Below are 19209 nucleotides of genomic sequence, written 5' to 3'. Positions count from 1 at the left end.
TTCAGACGGCCTTATGCGTCTGTGAGCCAGCACTTGATCGCGGCCTTGTTATTCATCAAGGACCCGTTTGGATCTTCGATCCAGCCGCCGACGTTGCTGGCAATCGCGCCAACGAAGTCGTTGAACATTGGCAGGATCAATCCGCCTTCGTCGCGCAGCATCATGCCCATTTTGGAATAGATTTCCTTGCGCTTCGCCTCGTCGATTTCGGCGCGTGCGGACAAAAGCATCTCGTCAAACTCCGGGACCTTGAAGCGTGTGTCGTTCCAGTCCGCAGTCGACAGATACGCCGTCGAGTACATCTGGTCCTGCACCGGACGGCCACCCCAGTAAGAAGCACAGAAAGGCTGTACGTTCCAGACCTCGGACCAGTAACCGTCGTTCGGTTCGCGTTTGATCTCAAGCGGAATACCTGCGGCCTGCGCTGATTGCTGGAAGAGCGCTGCCGCGTCCACGGCTCCGGGGAAGGCACCGTCTGCGGTACGCAGAATGATCGGCGACCCGTCGTGACCGGATTTCTTGTAGTGTTCTGCCGCTTTCTCAAGATCGAACTCGCGTTGCGGTATGCTGTCATCAAACAGCGGATAGGACGCGTTGATCGGGAAGTCATTTCCGACGGTGCCATAGCCGCGAAGAATCTTGTCGACCAATTCCTGACGGTTGATCGCATATTTCAGCGCCAGACGAAGCTCTTTGCTGTCGAACGGAGCCGTGTCGACGTGCATGATGAACACGTAGTGGCCGCGACCCGCGACTGATTTGACGCTTAGGTTCGGCGCGCGGTCAAGAAGGCCGGCAACCTTTGGTTCGACACGGTTGATCATGTGCACCTGACCGGATTGCAGTGCTGCAGTGCGCGCGGTTGCATCGTTTAGAACCAGTTGCTCGACAGCATCTGCGAAACCGCGGTTTTCGCTGTCCCAGTAATCATCGCGGCGCTTGAACCCGTGACGGACGCCGGGCTCGTCGAATTCGATTGTGTAGGGGCCCGTGCCGATGCCAGCACCGGGGTTGTCCATCCCGCCACCGGGTTGGATCATCAGGTGGTAGTCTGCCATCAGATATGGCAGGTCTGCGTTGCCAGTAGTCAGGTTCACAATAAAGTTGTCGCCGTCGACGCTCATGCTTTCGATACCGCGCATGATGCCCAATGCACCCGATTGACTGTCCTCGTTCGAGTGGCGCTGCATGGTTTTCAGCACGTCATCCGGGGTCATGTCCTTGCCGTTCGAGAACGGAACGCCTTTTCTGATCTTGAATACCCATTGCTTGGCATCTGCCGAAGCTTCGACGCTTTCGGCCATACGCATGTCGAGGCTACCGTTTTCGTCCACGTCGACGAGTGTTTCACCCCAGCAGCGCAGGTTGTTCAGCGGCACCTCGGATGCGGTCAATGCAGGGTCTTGCGTATTGGTGCTTTCGCCGCCTTGTGCGCCAAGTTTCAATGTGCCACCCCGGACAGGCCCCGCCGCCTTGGCAGCAGTGGCCAGCATGGAATTGGCAACAGCCGCTGTTACACCCAGTGCCGCTGCACGGCCCACGAATTCGCGGCGCGTCATCAGCCCTTTGGTCACACGGGTACTGAGGTATTCAAGTTCGGTTTTCATTTGGATCTCCCAAGCGTTGGAGCGCTTTTCGCGCATGTTCTTGATTTATTTATCTGTGTTTATGGCAGTAGGCTTGCGCATTTCTGACAGTCTCGCAAGGGTTAATACCGAGAAAGTGTAGGGCCAGTTTTAAAGGTGATCCCGCGGTACACGATCAGAAACGTCGCGAGCATGGATCAATTCGCCGTTTTCATAGGCTTCCAGTCGCGCGCTCAGGTAGAAGTACGCCGCATCGCTCCACATTTGGCTGTAGGTTTCGGTCCGCAACCGGATGTCGTCACGCTCCAGTTCGTCAGTCCAGTGGCAGGTCCCGCGTGCCGACAACGGATCATCAGGGTGGATATCCCAGCGTTCTCGCGCAACAGAGCCGTGGACCAAACCATGCTCGGTGTCGCGGACCTTGCCGAAATCGTCAGTAATCACAAGAGAAACCATGCCCGTTTTCAAATCAACTTCACGGACGCGGCTGTTATCGCTTTCGCGTATTGTCTCCGTCTCCCAAGGTGCCGCCGAGTCCGGCGGGGGAAACGATACCTCGTCTCTGTGTGCTGTCCGGCGAACCGGCAGATTAATCGTACCTTGCGAAAGAGTTAGGGTTGCCGCGTCAGGGGCGGGCCAGACAAGTGGCCAATACGTCGATGACAAGGCGAGGCGGAGCCTGTGTCCGGCAGGCAAACGATAAGCGATGTGATCGAGATTTAAAACGACGCGCGTGGGGGTGTCAGTGGGCATCGCTTCGGGGTTTGCAGCGCTGTCACGATGGCTGAGGTTCAGTACGCCATAGGTGATCCGCGTACTGGCACCGTCAGGGTGGATGTGGTTGAGGCGTACGGCGATCTGTGCCTGTGGTTTATCGGCGGCCAAGACCAGAGTGATACGCGGTGCGCCAAAAATGTCGGTATCCGCTTCGACAGGCGCGGTATCGAAGCACATGGAAACGGCATCGTCGGCGCGCTGGTCTCCGGGCATTTCTGGTCCCAGCCAAATCGCACAGTATTCGCCTGCTTCCGCTCCGCAGTCTTGCGGAGAAGCGATTGTTCTCGCGGCCAATGCACCGGAGCCGTCCGACAAGCCAGCGTTTGTCAGATGAAGCGTCCGATGCGGTATATGTGATGTCGCGCCGTATTCCTCTGCAGCCCATGTGCCGGAGCGTTCGGTGTACCAGCGCGCCGGACGTACCCCGTCCATGATGAAGGCGCGGTAATCAGGATCGTTCTCGACGCCTGTTTCGATATCTTTAAGCCACTTGTCCCACCAGCGAAGCGCCTCTTGCAGAAATCCGATCCGCGGCTCCGGAACAGCAAAGTGTGGATATTTGTGGACCCACGGGCCAACGATCCCTTTTGCGCCAGGCAATGCCTCGACCAGTTGCGGAACTGCATTCTTGTAGGCATCACCCCATCCGCCCACGGCCAGAACCTTGGCGGTGATTGGTGCATAGTCGTCTTTGACCGATCCATGTTGCCAGTACGCATCGCGTCGCTGATGGCGTAGCCAGACAGACGGAAGAAAGGGTTCGTTTTCAAGCCGGTCCAGCCATATCTCGCGCCAATCCGGACGCAGGGCAGGATCCGGTGCGCGGCTGGAATAGGACCACATGGTGGCCCCCCAGCCTAAGTTTTCATTGAGAAGGCACCCGCCTTTGTAGTGGATGTCATCGGCAAAGCGATCCACAGTAGAGCACAGCGTTATGATGGCCTTTAGCGGTTCCGGGACCAGTTGCGCAACTTGCAGGCTGTTAAAACCGCCCCAGCTTATGCCCATCATACCGACCCGCCCGTTGCACCAAGGTTCTGCGGCGATCCGGGTAATGACTTCCACTGCATCCGATAGCTCTTGTGCCGTATACTCGTCGGCCATCAGGCCTTCGCTGTCTCCGTTGCCGCGCATATCCACACGCAGACAGGCATAGCCGCGCGCCGCGAAATAGGGGTGGGTCAGGGCATCGCGCGCACAAGTCCCATCGCGTTTTCGATAGGGCAAGTATTCCAAAATGACTGGCACCGGATCGGATTGCGCATCTGTGGGCCGCCACAAACGCGCGGATAATCGACACCCGTCAGACAGGGTGATGCCAAAATCAGCGTGTTCTTCGATGTCGCGCAGGGAATTGACCTTTGTCATACGCGCACGGTTGCGATGCGCGCAGATTCTGTCAAGCGCGGCGGTGCATCAGGCCTTTCGGGCGATAACCAGATCCATCACATTTGTTCCGGTGGGTCCGGTGCGCAGCAATGCGCCGCGGGCGTCAAGCCAACTGCCTGCATCCGCCCTGGACAGAGCCTCAGCGGCTGATGCCTCCCACGTAGTACCGCTGACGACTGCCCCTGCAGCATCAGTCGGACCGTCGGTGCCATCGGTGCCAGCAACCAGAATATCGATGCCTGCGTGTCCTGCGATCTGTTGCGCTAGCATCAATGCCAGCGCCTGATTTCGGCCACCACGACCCGGGTTTGGCGGAAGTATGACGGTAGGTTCCCCGCCAAAGACGTAGATGCCAGGCTCAGCGTCGATCAAGGTTTTGCCGACCAACGGCGCGACTTGCTCGACATTTGCGTACAGAATCTCGCCCGCATCATTCGCTTTCAGGTTATCAGCTTGCGCCGCGTCGATTACCGCCTGTCGCGCGATACGGTTGCTGGCAACGATCCGAGGCGCAAATTCAAACGCGCTAATAGCGGCGGCATCACCGATGCCCGAACCGATGACGCCAAGGGCATCGCCTTCCACATCTGAAATGGCGAGCGTTGTTACACGAGCGCCCGCAAAATGGGTCAGAAGCTTGCCACCTTTGATCTGACTGAGCGTTCTGCGCACGGCATTCATTGCATGAATGTCGGCACCGGAACCGAGCAACTCAGTGGTGCGCGCGCTCAAACCCTCCAGCGTCAGCCCGTCGATTGGCGCTTCTGCCAGCGCAGACGCACCGCCCGAAACAAGCATAAGCAAGTGGGTATCTGGCGCCATTTCCTGAACGGTTTGAAGAATTCTCTGGCCTGCGCGCATCGAGTTTTCGTCCAGTACCGGATGTGCCGCCTCAATGACGTTAGCATAATCAGGTGCACCTTCACCGTGGTGATACTTGGTCACAATCAGCGTGGGTACCGCTCCGAAATGGTCACACGCCGCGCGTGCCATCGCTGTTGCTGCCTTGCCAACGGCGATGATCTGGTCAGGTGCGGGCGTGGTGCCATCGGCGAGTGCTGCGGCCACGCTTTTATCGCCGCGAACAGCCTGTACACCGGCAGAAAATAGATCAGTCAGATCGGTCATGCGCGCTTTGTGTCCCGATTGCCGGGGGCTTGCAAGCCTTCTAAGGCGCGTTCGTGTCCAGCCACAGCGTGACAGGGCCGTCATTTACCAGTGACACCTGCATGTCTGCGCCAAATTCTCCAGTTTGCACGGGGATGCCCAATGCATTGAGATCTGCGCAAAACTGGTCAAACAGTGCTTTTGCTTCGGTCGGCCCGGCGGCACCCGAAAATCCGGGCCGGTTGCCGCGAGATGTATCGGCGGCGAGGGTGAACTGGCTCACCACCAGCGCGGCACCTCCGGTTTGAACAAGGCTCAGGTTCATCTTGCCAGCGTCGTCTTTGAAAAGACGTAGCTTGGAGATCTTGGCTGCAAGCTTTGCGCTTGTCTCGGGCGTGTCGCCGGGCATGGCACACACCAAAATCAAAAGCCCTGAATCGATCTCGCCAATTGTGGTTCCGCCGACCCGCACGGCTGCGGCGTTGGTTCGCTGGATCAGTGCTCTCATGTCGCCCACTCCATTACGTCCAAGACATCGGCACGTTCAGTGCGGAAACTGTTCGCCGGATGATCTTTGTCCGCGTAGCCAAACGAGATCGCGCAAAGCATCATACGGTCTTCGGGAATGCTAAAGTAACCGCGTACGAATTCTGCGTAGTTTGCCACCGCTGCTTGCGGGATCGTGTCTACGCCAAGCGCACGCGCCGCAAGGGTGAAGGCCAAAACAAAGCCGCCTGTGTCCATTGCGCCGTAGCCGCCCAGAACACGCGGGCTGGTGACGATGGCCACATGTGGCGCGCCGAACAGGTCAAAGTTGCGCATCATCTGTTCGGCAGAGCCGACCCGATCGCCTTTTTTCACCCCTACCGCATCATAAAGTTGCCAGCCGCAGGTCCGTCTTCGGTCACCGTAAACGCCCGGATAACCTTCCGGACCTTGCAGGTCGAGCTTGGGTGTAGCGGACTGAAGGTGCTCTTTCAAAGCCGCGCGAAATTTTTCGGTCGCTGCGGTGTCGGTCACAGTGACCTGCCAAGGCTGCGCGTTGCACCATGACGGCGCGCGGGTTGCAGTTGCCACGATTGCCTCGATATCCAGTCGCGGCACCGGATCAGGCTTGAACGCCCGGCATGAAAAGCGTGCTCGCATCAACGCATGCAGTCTTTCGAGATCGTTCATTGGTTCATCGCGTAAAAATATCCAAAGGCTGCGGCGACAATCGCTCCGGCTATCACCGCGATGGCAATTTTGATCGCTGAGTAGGGGCGCTCGCCCTGTACCCTGCCGGTACGGCCGTTAACGACAAAACGATAGGTTTCACCACGGTATTTGTATGCGGCCAGCCAAACGGGCAGCAAGATGTGCTTGAAAGTCACATCGCGGACCGTTGTATCCACGCTGCCTATGCGTTGACGATCTCCGCCAATATCGAACTTGATATCCCGTTGGATCGTCGCATTCATAATCTCTCGCGCCTCTTTATAGCCGCCCTGAAGGTCGACCGAATAGCCTTCCGCTCGGAAACCGGCGAGGTATTCGGGCGCGTAGGGTTCAAGATGCGACAAATCCCATGGCGCCAGCGCATCGGTGAATTTTTTTGGCAGGCTGGTAGAACCCAGTACCAGCACATCGTCGAAAAACCGCGTAACGTGGCCGGATACCGGGCGCCATCGCACCTTGGCCACGCGCTGCGTCGAGCTTTTGCCGTTCTGCACGACACGACGGGTTTCGTAATAGACCGTGCCGCGCTGTCCGGCATAGCGCGACGCGGTATCCGCGTCATATGTCCAGTAAGGAACGTAGATGCCCTGCATCTTTCGACCCTTGCGGGCGTACTCCTTCAATCCATTTGGGGCAAACCACAGGCGTCCAAGCCAGTCATTCATTGCGCTGTGGGCAGTGCGCTCATCAAGATGGAAGGGCAAAACCCCACGAGGTTTGATGTGCCGATGCACACCCGTGTCCGCGACGACGGGGGTGGCGCAGAACGGGCACTCCGTGGCGTGGAGGTCCGCATCAAAGGCAACCTCTGCTGCACAGTTTGGGCACTTTGAGACGCGGGTTTCCTCTATTTCAGACTGTGGAAGAGCATTGCGCAGCGCCTGTTCGAAATCGAGTTCGGCGATAGGCGCAACTTGGAAGCCAGAAGATAACTCTTCTGTGTTGCCGCAATGGTCGCAGATCAGCATGGCGCGCGCGGGGTCAAACCGCATGTCTGCACCGCAGGTGTCGCAAGGAAAGTGCGTTTCCTCTATCGGTGCGACCGGCGGCGTCGGTATGGAAGTATCGGTCATGGCAACATCCGTCGCAGGGCGCCATCATTTAGCGCAGTCGTGCGCCAGAGATGAAACACGCCGTGCAGCAAACCGGTTCCAAGCAGTATCATAAGAACGGTTCGCGCCTCTGGACCGGGTATGCGTAAATCAAGCGAATTAAAAACCACGCAGATCGCGGCCCAGCCGAGCAAAGCGTACATTCCCCGGCTCATCCAAGGGTGGGTCCGCCGCAAACCACCCTGCAGCTTCGGACCGGGCCCGTTCATCAGGCCTTTGCCCAATGCAATGCCGACCATAAGAAGACCCGCAAGTGAAAAGCTCCACGCCAGCACGGTGTTCTGCACCCCGGCAGCAAGCAACAACATCAGCAGGATCAAAACGGACCAGTGTAGGCAAACAGTGGCAAGGCGACGCGACATATAACGACCGGGCTAGGGGCAGTGAACTCAGGTGGCAGGTGGTGGCGGGGGCGGCGGCAACACAGTGAAGAGTTGCGCCAGTTCGGCGACCTCTTCTGCAGCCATCCAGCCGTCTTGACCCGGCGTCCAGACAAGTGTTGCGCGGGTCAACGCGCCTTCTGCTGCCATACGGCCTAGCGCAGCTTTTGAATAAGGGCCGCGGGTCTGGCCGTTTTCCGCGATATGCCAGACATGCTCTACCGGCGGCGGGGGCGGAGGTGCGACCGCAGCTGTCGCGCCCGGACGTGCGCCCCAAGGGCCCACCTGTTGCGCCGCTGCGTGGCCGATCTGCATTCCAAGACCGGCACCAAGGCCCGCTTGAATTGCACCAGCGCCGGCGCCATCGCGTCCCAGTGCTTCGGCGGCCTGATACTGCATGTAATGGTTCAGGTCGCCAATGACGCCCATAGAGGAACGTTTGTCCATGACTTCTTCGACCGCGGGCGGCAGCGAGATGTTTTCGATGTAGAGTTCGGGCATGCTCAGACCGTATTCAGTTAACTGTGCACTGATTTCGCGACCAACGAGTTGACCCAACTCACGTGTATTTGCTGCCATGTCCATGACCGGAATGCCCGCACGTGCGAGCGTACGCGAAAATTCCTGCACGATAATATTGCGGATCTGGAAGCTGATTTCATCCATCGTGAACTCGCCATCCGTGCCGACGATTTCGACCAGGAATTTCGCCGGGTCCGCAACCTTGATCGAATACGTCCCAAAGGCGCGCAACCGCACCGGTCCGAATTCGGGGTCACGACAGATAACCGGATTTTTTGTTCCCCACTTCAGATCGTTAAAGCGCGTCGTATTGACGAAGTAGATCTCAGACTTGAAGGGGCTTTTGAACCCGTGATCCCAGTGCTGCAAGGTCGTCATGATCGGCATGTTGTTCGTCTCGAGCATATAAAGACCCGGCGTGAAAACATCTGCCAACTGACCTTCGTGCACAAAGACCGCAGCTTGACCTTCGCGCACCGTGAGTTTGGCGCCGTATTTGATCTCGTGGCCTTCGCGCTCGAACCGCCAGACCATGGTGTCCCGCGTATTGTCTGTCCAATGGATGACATCGATGAATTCGCCTGACAGAAAATCAAAAATACCCATAGTCTTTCCTCGTTTTACGCGTTTGCGCCCAGTATATCGGGCGATCTTGTGCAGCGCGATGGATCGTGTCTGGTTCTGCGCTGCTGAATTCAGGGGTCAGATCATAACGGTCCTTTGGTCAGTTCGCGCGCAATAATGCGCGTGACCGGCGCCGCTTGCTCGGCGGTGAGACCGGTGGTCAGTCGCGGATCGTATAGCATCTTCAGCAAAAGTTCGTCATGTCCGGTCAGTAAGGCGAACTCATCGTCGTCGTTAAATATGGAAGGACGTGCGGTGCGGCTGTCGTTTGCCAGTCCTAACGCCTGCGCCAGTTCTTCGTGGATACAGCTAAGCCGCAAAAGGCCCGGATTCTCAGACCGTATGACAGCCACTGCAGCCGTGTAGGTATTCGGGTCAGAGCCTGCGGCATATGCGGCAACCGCGCAATAAGTGTCCCGGCCCAGCGAGCGCAGGGGATCAAGGCTTTCCCGGCTGATACCGGCCATCCGGTCCGCGGCCATGTTCAAAGCGGCATCCCTGTCGTCTTCACTGGCGAAAATCACCATAAAGTTCGGTGCGCCCCTAAAGGACATAGGGTGAGACGTAATCTCGGAAAGGCGGCGCACATAGGCGCGTGTGTTTTGCGTGTCTGCCTCGCGTTGGGAAGGTGGAACGCTGGGGCCGAACACCGTGCCAACGCGAACCGGTGCTTCCCAGCGACGCAGCGGGCTTTCACCGCCGCGGCCACGAAGCGCGGTTGCATATTCGTCATAAAAGACAATCTGCTCGAAGTTTCGTGCGAGCATGTCTGCCGTGAAAGGAGTATCAGGGCCGCCGCCGTCTTCGCGCAGCAGGCCTTGACCCAATTGCGCAGATTGCACCTGCACGAGATAGCTGCGCAACGCGGCACTTTCTTCGGAGGTGGGCTGTACGGGCGGCTCCCCTAACCCTGAAGGACGCTCTGGCGGCACGAGACTGGTCAGAGGTTCTACGCAGCCCGCAAGCCCGAGCAGGGCAGCGCAGACCACCCCGCCAAGCCTTATGCGATGCCGCTTAGACAATGTGCTAGCGCGGAACCGATGTGCCGGTGTTGTCACCGGCCCCATCACCGCGCGCCTTGGCAGAGGCCAACGTATCGCGCAGTTTGGCTTCCATTTCCTGCAAATCCGCTTCCGCAGCAGCACGTTTTGCCTTGCCTTCGTCGGCGATCTGCAAGCTTTCTTCGATCGTGCCGATCAGATCAGCATTGGCCTGTTTCACGGCTTCGATATCGAATACGCCACGTTCCATCTCTTCGCGGATGATCTTGTTGCTTTCGCGCAGGTTCTTGGCGTTTGCCGTCAAAAGCTCATTGGTCAGGTCGTTGGCCTGACGAACGGCTTGAGCCGCCTCGGACGAGCGCTGGATTGTCACCGCTTGTGCAAGCTGCGTCTCCCAAAGTGGGACGGTGTTGACCAAGGTCGAGTTGATCTTGGTGACAAGCGATTTGTCGTTCTCCTGTACCAGCCGGATCGACGGCAGCGACTGCATGGTAACCTGACGGGTCAGTTTCAGGTCATGGACGCGGCGCTCGAGGTCATCGCGGGCAGCGCGAAGATCACGCAATTCCTGCGCGACCATCACTTGGTCGTTCTCCGGGGCCTGATCTACTTCGGTAGCCTTGGCAGGGATCACGTTGTCGTCCAGATCGCGTAGTTTTTCTTCGCCGGCAGAAATGTAGAGCGCCAGTTCGTCATAAAACTGCAGGGTTTTCTCATAGAGCATATCAAGTGATTTGATGTCTTTCAGCAACGTGTGCTCGTGTTTGAGAAGGTCGTCGGTGATGTGGTCGATCTGATCCTGAACTTCTTCGAAGCGGGCAGTGAACTTGGCAATCGGCGCGGCGCGACCCAGCAGGCGTTCCCACCATGTACGCTCGCGCCGAACATCCAGTTCCGAGATCGAAAAGCCGCGAATAGTAGAGACGATGTTGCGCAGGCTGTCGCCAGCGGGCCCCACGTCTTTGTTGCGAACACCGCCCAGCATGGCTTGGCTGATTTCCTGCAGTTCGACCTGTGCACGGCTGCCAAAGGACACGATGGAATTTGTGTCGGCCATGTCGATCTCTGCCATGCGCGTCTTGATCTCGGCGCTGACGGGTTCGTCTGCTTCGGCAAGTGACACGACCGCGTTTGCTTCGACCGGTTCAGGCAAAGTATTCGCTGTCAGTTCTTCGACCATTGCGAGCGTCTCTTGTGCCTTGGCACGTGTTTCTTCAGACATGGTAACTCCCTTACTGTTTTTCGGCATTTATGAGCCTACGGCTTTTCGATCCGCACGCCTTCGCGGTCCAGCCGGTCCCGCAACACTTCGATTTCGATGGTGAGATCGCTGCGATCATCCAGCAGCAATTTCTCGGTACGCGCCGAGTAGTTTCGCTCAAGGTCATCAAGAAGCGTCATGTAGTCGGCTTTGGCTTCTTCACTTTGGTTCTGTACGTAAACATCTGCAAACTTGGTCGTCGCATCGCGCGCACCCAACAGATACACGCCGAGGTACCTCCGTGCTGCTGTCAGGTCACGCGGATCTTCTTCTACAGTGCGTATCAGTTGCCGTGCCGTCGACTGAAACGATGCCATGCGGTCGTTGACCGCGCGATCCCCGACGCGGCGCAGTGCGTCGTTCATCGCGCGCAGGTGCGCATCAGCTTCGTCAACGACGCGTGCCACACGATCTTGCTGATGCGTGTCGATGCCTTCCATGCCCTTGTCGGAAAGCGGATCAATGCCAAAAGCAGCAAAGTGCAATCCGCTGGTCACCAGCCCGAGCAGAATGGCGGCCACAAGCGCGCTGTCATGGCTCAAAGCGCCGAGTACGATCCCGAAACCCGCCAGAACTGCCGCCACAATTTTGCGGGGCAGGGCAGGCCGGCGTGCAACCTTGCGCGCGTGGTAAGCTGCCTCCGCTTCCAGTCCTCCGCGCAAAAGCCACGCACCAAGGCTCAGAACACCTGCGCCTGCAGCGCCGAGCAGCAAACCGAACGCACCCTGAAAAAGCGCAGTGAAAAGCAAAACTACCGAGGGTAGAAACATCAGATTGGCACGGGCCCCTACGGGATTTCTCACGGCACCCGTGTAGCCTGATGTGCCAGTTTTTTGGGTGCCGTTTTGCGCGCCCTGTGGGCTGTATTTTCCGCCGTACCGTTGCGCCATACTCTACAGTCCGCCCATCACACCCGCCGAAACGCCTAACATCACCAATAAGAGCGCAACAAACGCGATCTTTTGAAATGTGGTTGGCGTCATTCGGATTCTCCCACCGGCCTTGAGCGCAATATATGCGTTTTGCCACTTTAGTTCTAGTTTTCAGTCTGGCTTTGTCGCCTAAGTTGCGCAAGGTCGCCACAGCTGAGCGATTATACGGCAGCTATAATTATTTGGCGGTCTGTTGCGCGTATTCTAAGGGGAAAATACCCGTCTTCGCGTCATTTCCGGCGCAATCGCGAAACCCGTTTTGGGCGCGCCACACCATTTCGAGGGGGCGGCGACGGTTTCGATTTACGGGTTTTGGTCGCGCCGCGGCGATCGCCTGGCGCTTCTTCAGGCGTTTCGTCGTTTAGCCCGAGCTGGTCACGCATCAGTTTGCGGCGCACCTCTTCGACGTCACCCGGTTTCAGATCGCCAAGCTGAAATGGCCCGTAGCTGATGCGAATTAGTCTGTTCACGCTTAATCCCACGTCTGCCAAGGCGCGCCGAATCTCTCGGTTCCGGCCTTCGCGCAGAGCGACGGTGAGCCATGCATTTGCGCCTTGCTGGCGGTCAAGCGTTACTGTCATCGGCTGAAAATGCTCGCCGTCGACAGTAATTCCCTTGCGCAAAGGGGCGAAAACCTCGTCCGTCGGGCGCCCGTTCACGCGGACGCGATACCGGCGCAGCCATCCGGTCGACGGCAGTTCGAGTTTGCGCTTGATACCACCATCATTGGTCAGCAGCAGCAATCCTTCAGAGTTCAGATCGAGGCGGCCGACGCTCATGACCCGTGGCATGTCCGGCGGCAATGCATCGTAGATTGTTTTGCGGCCCTTCTCGTCGGCGTCAGTGCTCACCAACCCGGTCGGTTTGTGAAACAGCCAAAGGCGGGGCGGCTCGGGTGCGGCGATCTCCTTGCCATCAACCATGATCTTGTCGCGCGCCACGACGTTTAGGGCGGGCGAGTTGATTGTTTCGCCGTTGACGGCGACCCGACCCTCTTGGATCATGCGCTCCGCTTCGCGGCGGCTGGCAATACCGGCGCGGCTGAGAACTTTTGCAATACGGTCGCCGTCTGGCGCTGGCTTGTCTGTCATAGGCCTGCGCATAACCTTTTTGCAGGTCTTGCGAAAGAGCAGCGTTTGCGTCCAAGTGCTCATATGAAGTTCAACAGTTACATGGAACAGGCACTGTCGGAGGCCCGTGCGGCAGCAAAGCGCGGAGAAGTGCCGGTCGGCGCCGTCGTTGTCAGCCCGGATGGTGAGGTCATTGCCGCTGCAGGAAATCAGACCCGCGCCGATAATGATCCGACCGCACATGCGGAAATTCTGGCCCTCAGGGCGGCTTGCGCGCATGTCGGCAGCGAACGGTTGGCGGGTCACACGCTCTACGTGACACTGGAACCTTGCGCTATGTGTGCCGGTGCGATCGCAGCAGCCCGTATCGCCAGATTGTACTACGGCGCGTCAGATCCGAAATCCGGCGGGGTGGCGCAGGGCGCGCGGGTCTTTGCGCATCCGCAGTGCCATCACGCGCCCGAGGTTTTCGATGGTATCGCGGCTGCAGAATCCGAGGCGATGCTCAGAGGTTTTTTCACTGCACGCCGGTAAGCGTCACCCGACCAGCCGATAGATACGATGCTCGCCTTCCAGCCCTTTCAGGGTGATTTCAAGAGGTTCATCGAACGTCAAACCCGTGAGGCGACCTGCCATGATTTTGGTTGCATCGGACACGCGGATTTCGTCCGGTGCGGTGGCTGCGTTGATGCGGGCGGCTTTGTTGACGACGGTGCCAAAGAAATCCCCCTTGTTCTCTATGACTTCTCCGGTGTGTATCCCGACCCGCGCACGCAAAACGGGCTCTCGCGTATCAGATATCACAGCGTGTTGGATCTCCAGTGCCGCGCCGAGCGCTGCGCGGGTCGAAGTAAATGTGGACATCGTGCCATCACCCAGAGATTTCACCAAGGTGCCCCCCGCATTGGTGACTTTCTCTGTGATCTCCGACAAATGCGCGTCGATCCGCATGTGCCAGGCTTGATCGCCCATGAGGTCCGCCAAGGCCGCACTATCGACCACGTCGGTGAACATGACCGTCGCCATACCCGTGTTGCCCAAGCCAAGCTTACCACTGCGCGCAGCCTGTACCAGGCTTTCCAGCGCTTCGTGTTCTACCCCCATTTTTTCCATGTTTGACATCGGGTTGGAGACATGGGCCTGAACGATTTTCCAATGTCCGTGCTCCAACACCAAAGCAAATGTGGCTCGGTGGTAGTATTTCTTTTGATTGCCCGGAAAGTGAATGTTGCCGTGCCACATGGCCCAACCCACCACTCCGTTTTCAAAAGCCTCGATCTCTACATCTTCATATTGCAGGTCGGGCACTTCGCGAAAGTGATCGCCGATGCCGCGCCGCAGGATATCACCGGACCACAATTCATTATCCGCCGACCCGACATAGCGTAAAGCGTCGGAGGACGAGAGCATGTTTTCGATGGTACCGGTATCGCGTAGCCGGATGGCCTCATTCCAGCGATGAATGATTGCAGCGATTTCGGCGGAGCGTTTGTACATTGTGGACGCGTTATATCGTAATGGCGGTCAGAACTTCGGGTTCGATCACCTGCACACCGGGCAAGTTGTCTGCGAGTACCTGCGCGGACTGCTCCAACAAATCGAATGTCTTGTAGTGGCAGGGAATAACAGTGCTGAAGTCGAAGTATTTGCGCGCCGCATAAGCCGCACCGTGCATGTCCATCGTAAAATGCCCGCCTGCGGAAAGGATCCCGATGTCCGGTTTGTAATAGTCGCCAATCCACTCCATATCGGCCATTATGCCGGTATCGCCGCTGACGTATACGGTATGGCCCTCGCCCCGCAGGATGAAACCAGCCTCGCGCCCGACCGGAGCGTTGGGTGCAACCGCGTAAGAGGTCGAATGCATGGCTGGCACCATCGATACTGCTACTTTGCCAAGCTGGACTGTGCCGCCCATATTAAATCCAACCACCTCCAGCCCGTCATTGCTCTCCAGATAACCCATAAAATCGTAGATACCGACCGCAGGCGCATTCAGCGATTTCGACAGCGCAATCAGGTCGGCTGTATGATCAAAGTGACCATGCGTAATAAGAATGTGGGTTGCGCCCTCGGTCGCCACTGCATGCTGATCCTCGGACAGCATTGGATTGCCGGTCAGCCAAGGATCAATCAGAAGTACTTGGTCCTCGATTTCAATACGAAAGCTACCGTGTCCCAGCCAAATGATTTTCATTGATACGCTCCTTCGATAGGGTTGCGTTACCGTAACCGGCTTTTGCCGCGCTGGGGAGCTTTTTGGCAGCGATAAATTAAGGTCATAGAAAGGACCGCATTTGGAATTTCTTCGGGCGATCGATGCCTATTGCGAACGGATGGATGCGGGGTTCTGGGCAGAGCCGGTAAACGCGGTGACCAACCTTGCTTTTATTGTCGCGGCAATTGTCATGTGGCGCCGAACTTCAGGGCTGGTATTGGCTCGCGCGCTGTGTGTGGTACTTGCGGCAATCGGCCTTGGCAGTTTTCTATTTCATACGTTTGCTCAGGTCTGGGCCGCCATTGCCGATGTGGCGCCGATCGTTCTTTTCATCCTTCTTTATCTGTTCGCAATAAACCTCCATGCCATAGGGATGCGTCTGCGGTTTGCAGTGTTGGCGACTTTACTCTTTTTTCCATATGCCGCGCTGTTGGTACCGGTGTTTTCCCTGATGCCGGGTCTGGGTTCATCGGCGGGTTATGCGCCTGTCCCTTTGCTCATAATTCTCTACGCGGCCTATTTTCGCGGACGTGATCCGGAACTGACACGCGGGCTCCTACTGGGCGCCCTGATACTCTGCCTTTCGCTGGCCTTCCGCACGGTTGACTTGCCGTTTTGCACTGCGCTTCCTTTGGGCACGCATTTCATGTGGCATTTGTTGAATGGCCTGATGCTTGGCTGGATGATTGAGGTTTACCGCCGGTCGAGGCTTGGCAAGCCGAGCGCCGCGGGGTAAACGGCGCGAAACGAGACGAGGATGACGAATGTCCATTGACGAGAGCACTGCCGCCCGCGTGGCGAAACTTGCGCGCATCAAGGTCGAACCCGAAGCGCTGCCAGCCCTTGCGGGCGAGTTCAATACCATCTTGGGCTTCATCGAACAGCTGAACGAGGTGGACATCGAAGGTGTTGAACCGATGACCTCCGTGACGCCGCAAAAACTAAAGCGCCGCGAGGACGTGGTGACCGATGGTGGGCAGCAGGACAAGGTTTTGAGCAATGCGCCGGATGCGCGCGAGGGCTTTTTTGCCGTGCCGAAGGTGGTGGAATAATGACAAAGCTGAATGAATTGGGATTGGCCGAGGCGCGCGATGCGCTGCAAGCGGGCGAGACAACATCCCGCGAACTGACAGAAAGCTGCCTCGCCGCCATCGAAGAGGCCGGCGTTCTCAACGCATTTGTACATAAAACACCAGAACTCGCGCTGGAACGTGCCGCCGCGGCGGATACACGTCTTTCCAAGGGGGATGCGCCGTCAATGTGCGGTCTGCCGATCGGGATCAAAGACCTGTTCTGCACACAAGGCGTGGCCTCGCAGGCCGGGTCTCGCATTCTTGAAGGGTTTTTGCCGGAGTACGAATCCACTGTTAGCCAAAACCTCGCAGACGCAGGCGCCGTCATGCTCGGCAAGCTGAACATGGACGAATTCGCGATGGGCTCGTCCAATGAGACGTCGGTTTACGGCAACGCGGTGAACCCTTGGCGACGCGGCAATGAAGAGACACCACTGACGCCCGGCGGGTCTTCGGGCGGTTCGGCTGCAGCAGTGGCGGGTGATTTGTGTCTAGCTGCGACCGGAACGGATACCGGTGGATCGATCCGGCAACCGGCGGCATTTACCGGCACGGTCGGTATCAAACCGACTTATGGGCGATGCTCGCGATGGGGGATTGTTGCCTTCGCGTCTTCTCTGGATCAGGCAGGCCCCATGACGAAATCTGTTCGCGATGCTGCGATCATGCTCGAAGCGATGTGCGGTCACGACCCAAAGGACAGCACGTCGGTCGATCTGCCTGTCCCAAACTTCGAAGCCGCGCTGACCGGAGATATCCGGGGCAAGAAGATCGGGATACCGAAAGAGTACCGCATGGACGGGATGCCAGAGGAGATCGAAACTCTTTGGCAGGACGGCATCGCCATGATGAAGGATGCAGGTGCGGAAATCGTCGATATTTCGCTGCCGCACACCAAATATGCGCTTCCGGCCTATTACGTGATTGCCCCCGCCGAGGCGTCGTCGAATCTGGCACGTTATGACGGCGTGCGGTACGGACACCGCGCCAGACTTGAGCAGGGCGACGGCATCACCGAGATGTATGAAAAAACCCGCGCAGAGGGTTTTGGCGCTGAAGTCCAGCGTCGGGTGATGATCGGCACCTATGTGCTGTCAGCAGGTTTTTACGATGCGTATTACAATCGGGCGCGGCGCGTGCGCACGCTGATCAAGCGTGATTTTGAAGAAGCGTTCGCAGCGGGGATTGACGCGATCCTCACACCGGCAACGCCTTCGGCAGCTTTTGGTCTGGGAGAGATGACCGACGCTGATCCGGTGGCCATGTACCTCAACGATGTGTTTACGGTGACCGTAAACCTTGCGGGCTTGCCGGGCATTGCTGTTCCGGCGGGGCTGGACAATCAGGGCCTGCCGCTTGGGTTGCAGTTGATCGGACGGCCATGGGAAGAAGCTGATTTGCTGAATACTGCATACGCATTGGAACAATCGGCTGGATTTGTAGCCAAGCCCGCCAAATGGTGGTAGTCTTCACGCGAGGCTATAACGACAAACACAGGACAGCTATGCCGTCACGTATTCCATTTCTGGCCGCTGCTCTTGCGGGTCTATGTGCCTGCGCGCCGCAGGTGCCAGATAGCGCCATAAGCTCAACAGGGTTTGATAATTCGGTCGATGCCGCACGTGCGCGAAACGCTCAGTTGCAGGGGCAGGGGCAGACCTATCGCGTGCCGGATACCGTTTTGCCGCCAGAAAACTATACAGGCGCACCGCCGCCAATCACGGGGGTAGAACCGATCCCGGGGTCGGCAGAGGCGACCGCCGCTGAAACGACACGCGTGCTACAGCAAACGCGCCCCGGTTCTGCAGACGCCGCGCTCAATTCCGGCGTCGCGCCGGTTCAGGCCAGCCCGGCAAACCCGGCTCCGGTTCTGGCTTCGCCCAATAACGCGGGCATATCGCAGGAAAACAACTTTGATGTCGTAGCAGGCCAGCGCTCTATCGAAGGTGATGCGCAGCGCATTGCGCAAAATCAGGCACAGTACGAAGTCATCCAGCCGCAGGCACTGCCACAGCGCACGAATGGCGATCAGCCGAACATCGTCGCTTTTGCCCTGCAAACAAGCCACCCTGTTGGCGAACGCGTCTACGCGCGCGCAGGCCTTAACGGTGCCGCCCGTGCGCAGAGAAACTGCGCAAAATATCCTTCATCGGATCAAGCGCAAATCGATTTTCTGTCGCGCGGTGGGCCAGCACGAGACCGCAAGGGCCTCGACCCGGATGGGGATGGCTACGCCTGTTCATGGGATCCGACACCGTTTCGCAAAGCGGCTCAGGGCTAGGCATTGCCACAGCGCCCGTCTCCGAATTTCGGACCACGACGCGGCGGGCTCACGCCTTCGATTGTTGTGATCCACTACACCGCGATGAAAAACGCGCAGGACGCGCTTGACCGATTATGTGATCCGGCGGCCGAAGTTTCTGCGCATTACCTGATTGCCAATGACGGCACACTTACTCAGTTGGTTGCCGAGGAGCAACGCGCGTGGCACGCGGGACATGGGGAATGGCGCGGTGAGGCTGACGTGAATTCGCGGTCGATTGGAATTGAACTGGACAATACAGGCTCACACCCGTTTTCCGAGCCGCAAATGGCCGCACTTGAGATGCTGCTCGAAAGGGTGCTGTCGCGGTGGTCGATCCGGCCTGATAATGTCATCGCACATTCAGACATGGCACCCGGTCGCAAATGTGATCCGGGAGCTCGGTTTGACTGGACGCGGCTTGCTCGTGGCGGGCTGGCAAGGATGCCGCGCGTTGCCCCGATGGCCGCGCCTTGTGCCGTATCGCCATCTGCCTTTCGTGCGCTTGCGGCAGCAGCGGGATATACCGCCCAGGTAGATGACGACACGCTGCTTGGCGCGGTTCGTTTGCGTTATCGCCCGTTTGCCAGCGGCCCATTGTCTGGCGAAGATTTTGCGGTTTTGCGCTAATCGCGTC

At 58.1% G+C, this 19209-nt stretch carries 20 protein-coding genes; 6 read left to right on the top strand and 14 right to left on the bottom strand.

Annotation, left to right across the window (positions count from 1 at the left end; genetic code table 11):
* Nucleotides 1–11: 11 nt before the first annotated feature.
* From AC2D8V_RS10575 to AC2D8V_RS10520, 12 genes are all read right to left on the bottom strand, one after another.
* Nucleotides 12–1607 (bottom strand): ABC transporter substrate-binding protein, encoded by a 1596-nt coding sequence (locus AC2D8V_RS10575; protein ID WP_484733489.1) that lies wholly within the window; start codon nt 1605–1607, stop codon nt 12–14.
* A 129-nt stretch (nt 1608–1736) separates the two neighbouring features.
* The gene (locus AC2D8V_RS10570; protein ID WP_484733488.1) at nt 1737–3731 is read right to left on the bottom strand and encodes a CocE/NonD family hydrolase; all 1995 of its coding nucleotides are present in this window, start codon (nt 3729–3731) and stop codon (nt 1737–1739) included.
* A 48-nt stretch (nt 3732–3779) separates the two neighbouring features.
* Nucleotides 3780–4880, bottom strand: coding sequence for a glycerate kinase type-2 family protein (locus tag AC2D8V_RS10565; RefSeq protein ID WP_484733487.1), 1101 nt, complete (start codon nt 4878–4880; stop codon nt 3780–3782).
* 40 nt (nt 4881–4920) lie between these two features.
* Complete coding sequence (dtd, locus tag AC2D8V_RS10560) at nt 4921–5367, bottom strand: D-aminoacyl-tRNA deacylase (RefSeq protein ID WP_484733486.1); 447 nt, start codon at nt 5365–5367, stop codon at nt 4921–4923.
* Nucleotides 5364–6035 (bottom strand): nitroreductase, encoded by a 672-nt coding sequence (locus AC2D8V_RS10555; protein WP_484733485.1) that lies wholly within the window; start codon nt 6033–6035, stop codon nt 5364–5366. The genes dtd and AC2D8V_RS10555 overlap by 4 nt, the downstream gene beginning before the upstream one ends.
* Nucleotides 6032–7150, bottom strand: a complete 1119-nt coding sequence (locus AC2D8V_RS10550; protein ID WP_484733484.1) for a TFIIB-type zinc ribbon-containing protein — start codon at nt 7148–7150, stop codon at nt 6032–6034. The genes AC2D8V_RS10555 and AC2D8V_RS10550 overlap by 4 nt, the downstream gene beginning before the upstream one ends.
* Nucleotides 7147–7497, bottom strand: a complete 351-nt coding sequence (locus AC2D8V_RS10545; protein WP_484733483.1) for a hypothetical protein — start codon at nt 7495–7497, stop codon at nt 7147–7149. The genes AC2D8V_RS10550 and AC2D8V_RS10545 overlap by 4 nt, the downstream gene beginning before the upstream one ends.
* 81 nt (nt 7498–7578) lie before the next feature.
* Nucleotides 7579–8697, bottom strand: a complete 1119-nt coding sequence (locus AC2D8V_RS10540) for an SPFH domain-containing protein (RefSeq protein WP_484733482.1) — start codon at nt 8695–8697, stop codon at nt 7579–7581.
* Nucleotides 8698–8798: 101 nt separating this feature from the next.
* On the bottom strand, nt 8799–9737 hold the full coding sequence (locus AC2D8V_RS10535; RefSeq protein ID WP_484733481.1) for a DUF2927 domain-containing protein: 939 nt from the start codon (nt 9735–9737) through the stop codon (nt 8799–8801).
* Between the two features lie 4 nt (nt 9738–9741).
* Nucleotides 9742–10938 (bottom strand): toxic anion resistance protein, encoded by a 1197-nt coding sequence (locus AC2D8V_RS10530; protein WP_484733480.1) that lies wholly within the window; start codon nt 10936–10938, stop codon nt 9742–9744.
* Nucleotides 10939–10973: 35 nt separating this feature from the next.
* The gene (locus tag AC2D8V_RS10525) at nt 10974–11867 is read right to left on the bottom strand and encodes a 5-bromo-4-chloroindolyl phosphate hydrolysis family protein (protein WP_484733479.1); all 894 of its coding nucleotides are present in this window, start codon (nt 11865–11867) and stop codon (nt 10974–10976) included.
* Between the two features lie 272 nt (nt 11868–12139).
* Entirely contained in the window at nt 12140–13000 is an 861-nt protein-coding gene (locus AC2D8V_RS10520) for a pseudouridine synthase (protein ID WP_484733478.1), read from the bottom strand.
* A 63-nt stretch (nt 13001–13063) separates the two neighbouring features.
* On the opposite strand from AC2D8V_RS10520, the gene AC2D8V_RS10515 reads away from it, so the two are divergent.
* The gene (locus tag AC2D8V_RS10515) at nt 13064–13513 is read left to right on the top strand and encodes a nucleoside deaminase (protein WP_484733477.1); all 450 of its coding nucleotides are present in this window, start codon (nt 13064–13066) and stop codon (nt 13511–13513) included.
* A 3-nt stretch (nt 13514–13516) separates the two neighbouring features.
* Here AC2D8V_RS10515 and AC2D8V_RS10510 read toward each other — a convergent pair whose 3' ends face one another.
* Entirely contained in the window at nt 13517–14476 is a 960-nt protein-coding gene (locus AC2D8V_RS10510) for a nuclear transport factor 2 family protein (protein WP_484733476.1), read from the bottom strand.
* Nucleotides 14477–14486: 10 nt separating this feature from the next.
* Entirely contained in the window at nt 14487–15176 is a 690-nt protein-coding gene (locus AC2D8V_RS10505; RefSeq protein WP_484733475.1) for a metal-dependent hydrolase, read from the bottom strand.
* A gap of 100 nt (nt 15177–15276) precedes the next feature.
* Between AC2D8V_RS10505 and AC2D8V_RS10500 the strand changes: the two genes are divergently transcribed.
* Genes AC2D8V_RS10500 through AC2D8V_RS10480 form a run of 5 tightly spaced genes read left to right on the top strand, consistent with a single transcriptional unit; the run spans nt 15277 to nt 19202 of the window.
* Nucleotides 15277–15933, top strand: coding sequence for a ceramidase domain-containing protein (locus AC2D8V_RS10500; RefSeq protein ID WP_484733474.1), 657 nt, complete (start codon nt 15277–15279; stop codon nt 15931–15933).
* Nucleotides 15934–15961: 28 nt separating this feature from the next.
* Nucleotides 15962–16249 (top strand): Asp-tRNA(Asn)/Glu-tRNA(Gln) amidotransferase subunit GatC, encoded by a 288-nt coding sequence (gatC, locus tag AC2D8V_RS10495; protein WP_484733473.1) that lies wholly within the window; start codon nt 15962–15964, stop codon nt 16247–16249.
* Nucleotides 16249–17736, top strand: coding sequence for an Asp-tRNA(Asn)/Glu-tRNA(Gln) amidotransferase subunit GatA (gene gatA, locus AC2D8V_RS10490; protein ID WP_484733472.1), 1488 nt, complete (start codon nt 16249–16251; stop codon nt 17734–17736). The genes gatC and gatA overlap by 1 nt, the downstream gene beginning before the upstream one ends.
* Before the next feature lie 38 nt (nt 17737–17774).
* On the top strand, nt 17775–18551 hold the full coding sequence (locus AC2D8V_RS10485; RefSeq protein ID WP_484733471.1) for a hypothetical protein: 777 nt from the start codon (nt 17775–17777) through the stop codon (nt 18549–18551).
* Between the two features lie 3 nt (nt 18552–18554).
* Complete coding sequence (locus AC2D8V_RS10480) at nt 18555–19202, top strand: N-acetylmuramoyl-L-alanine amidase (protein ID WP_484733470.1); 648 nt, start codon at nt 18555–18557, stop codon at nt 19200–19202.
* The last annotated feature ends 7 nt before the right edge of the window (nt 19203–19209 follow it).

It is taken from the genome of Roseobacter sp. YIN89 (assembly GCF_057219365.1).
Note: the sequence above shows the minus strand (reverse complement) of the source record. Positions and strands in the feature narration are given on the sequence as shown.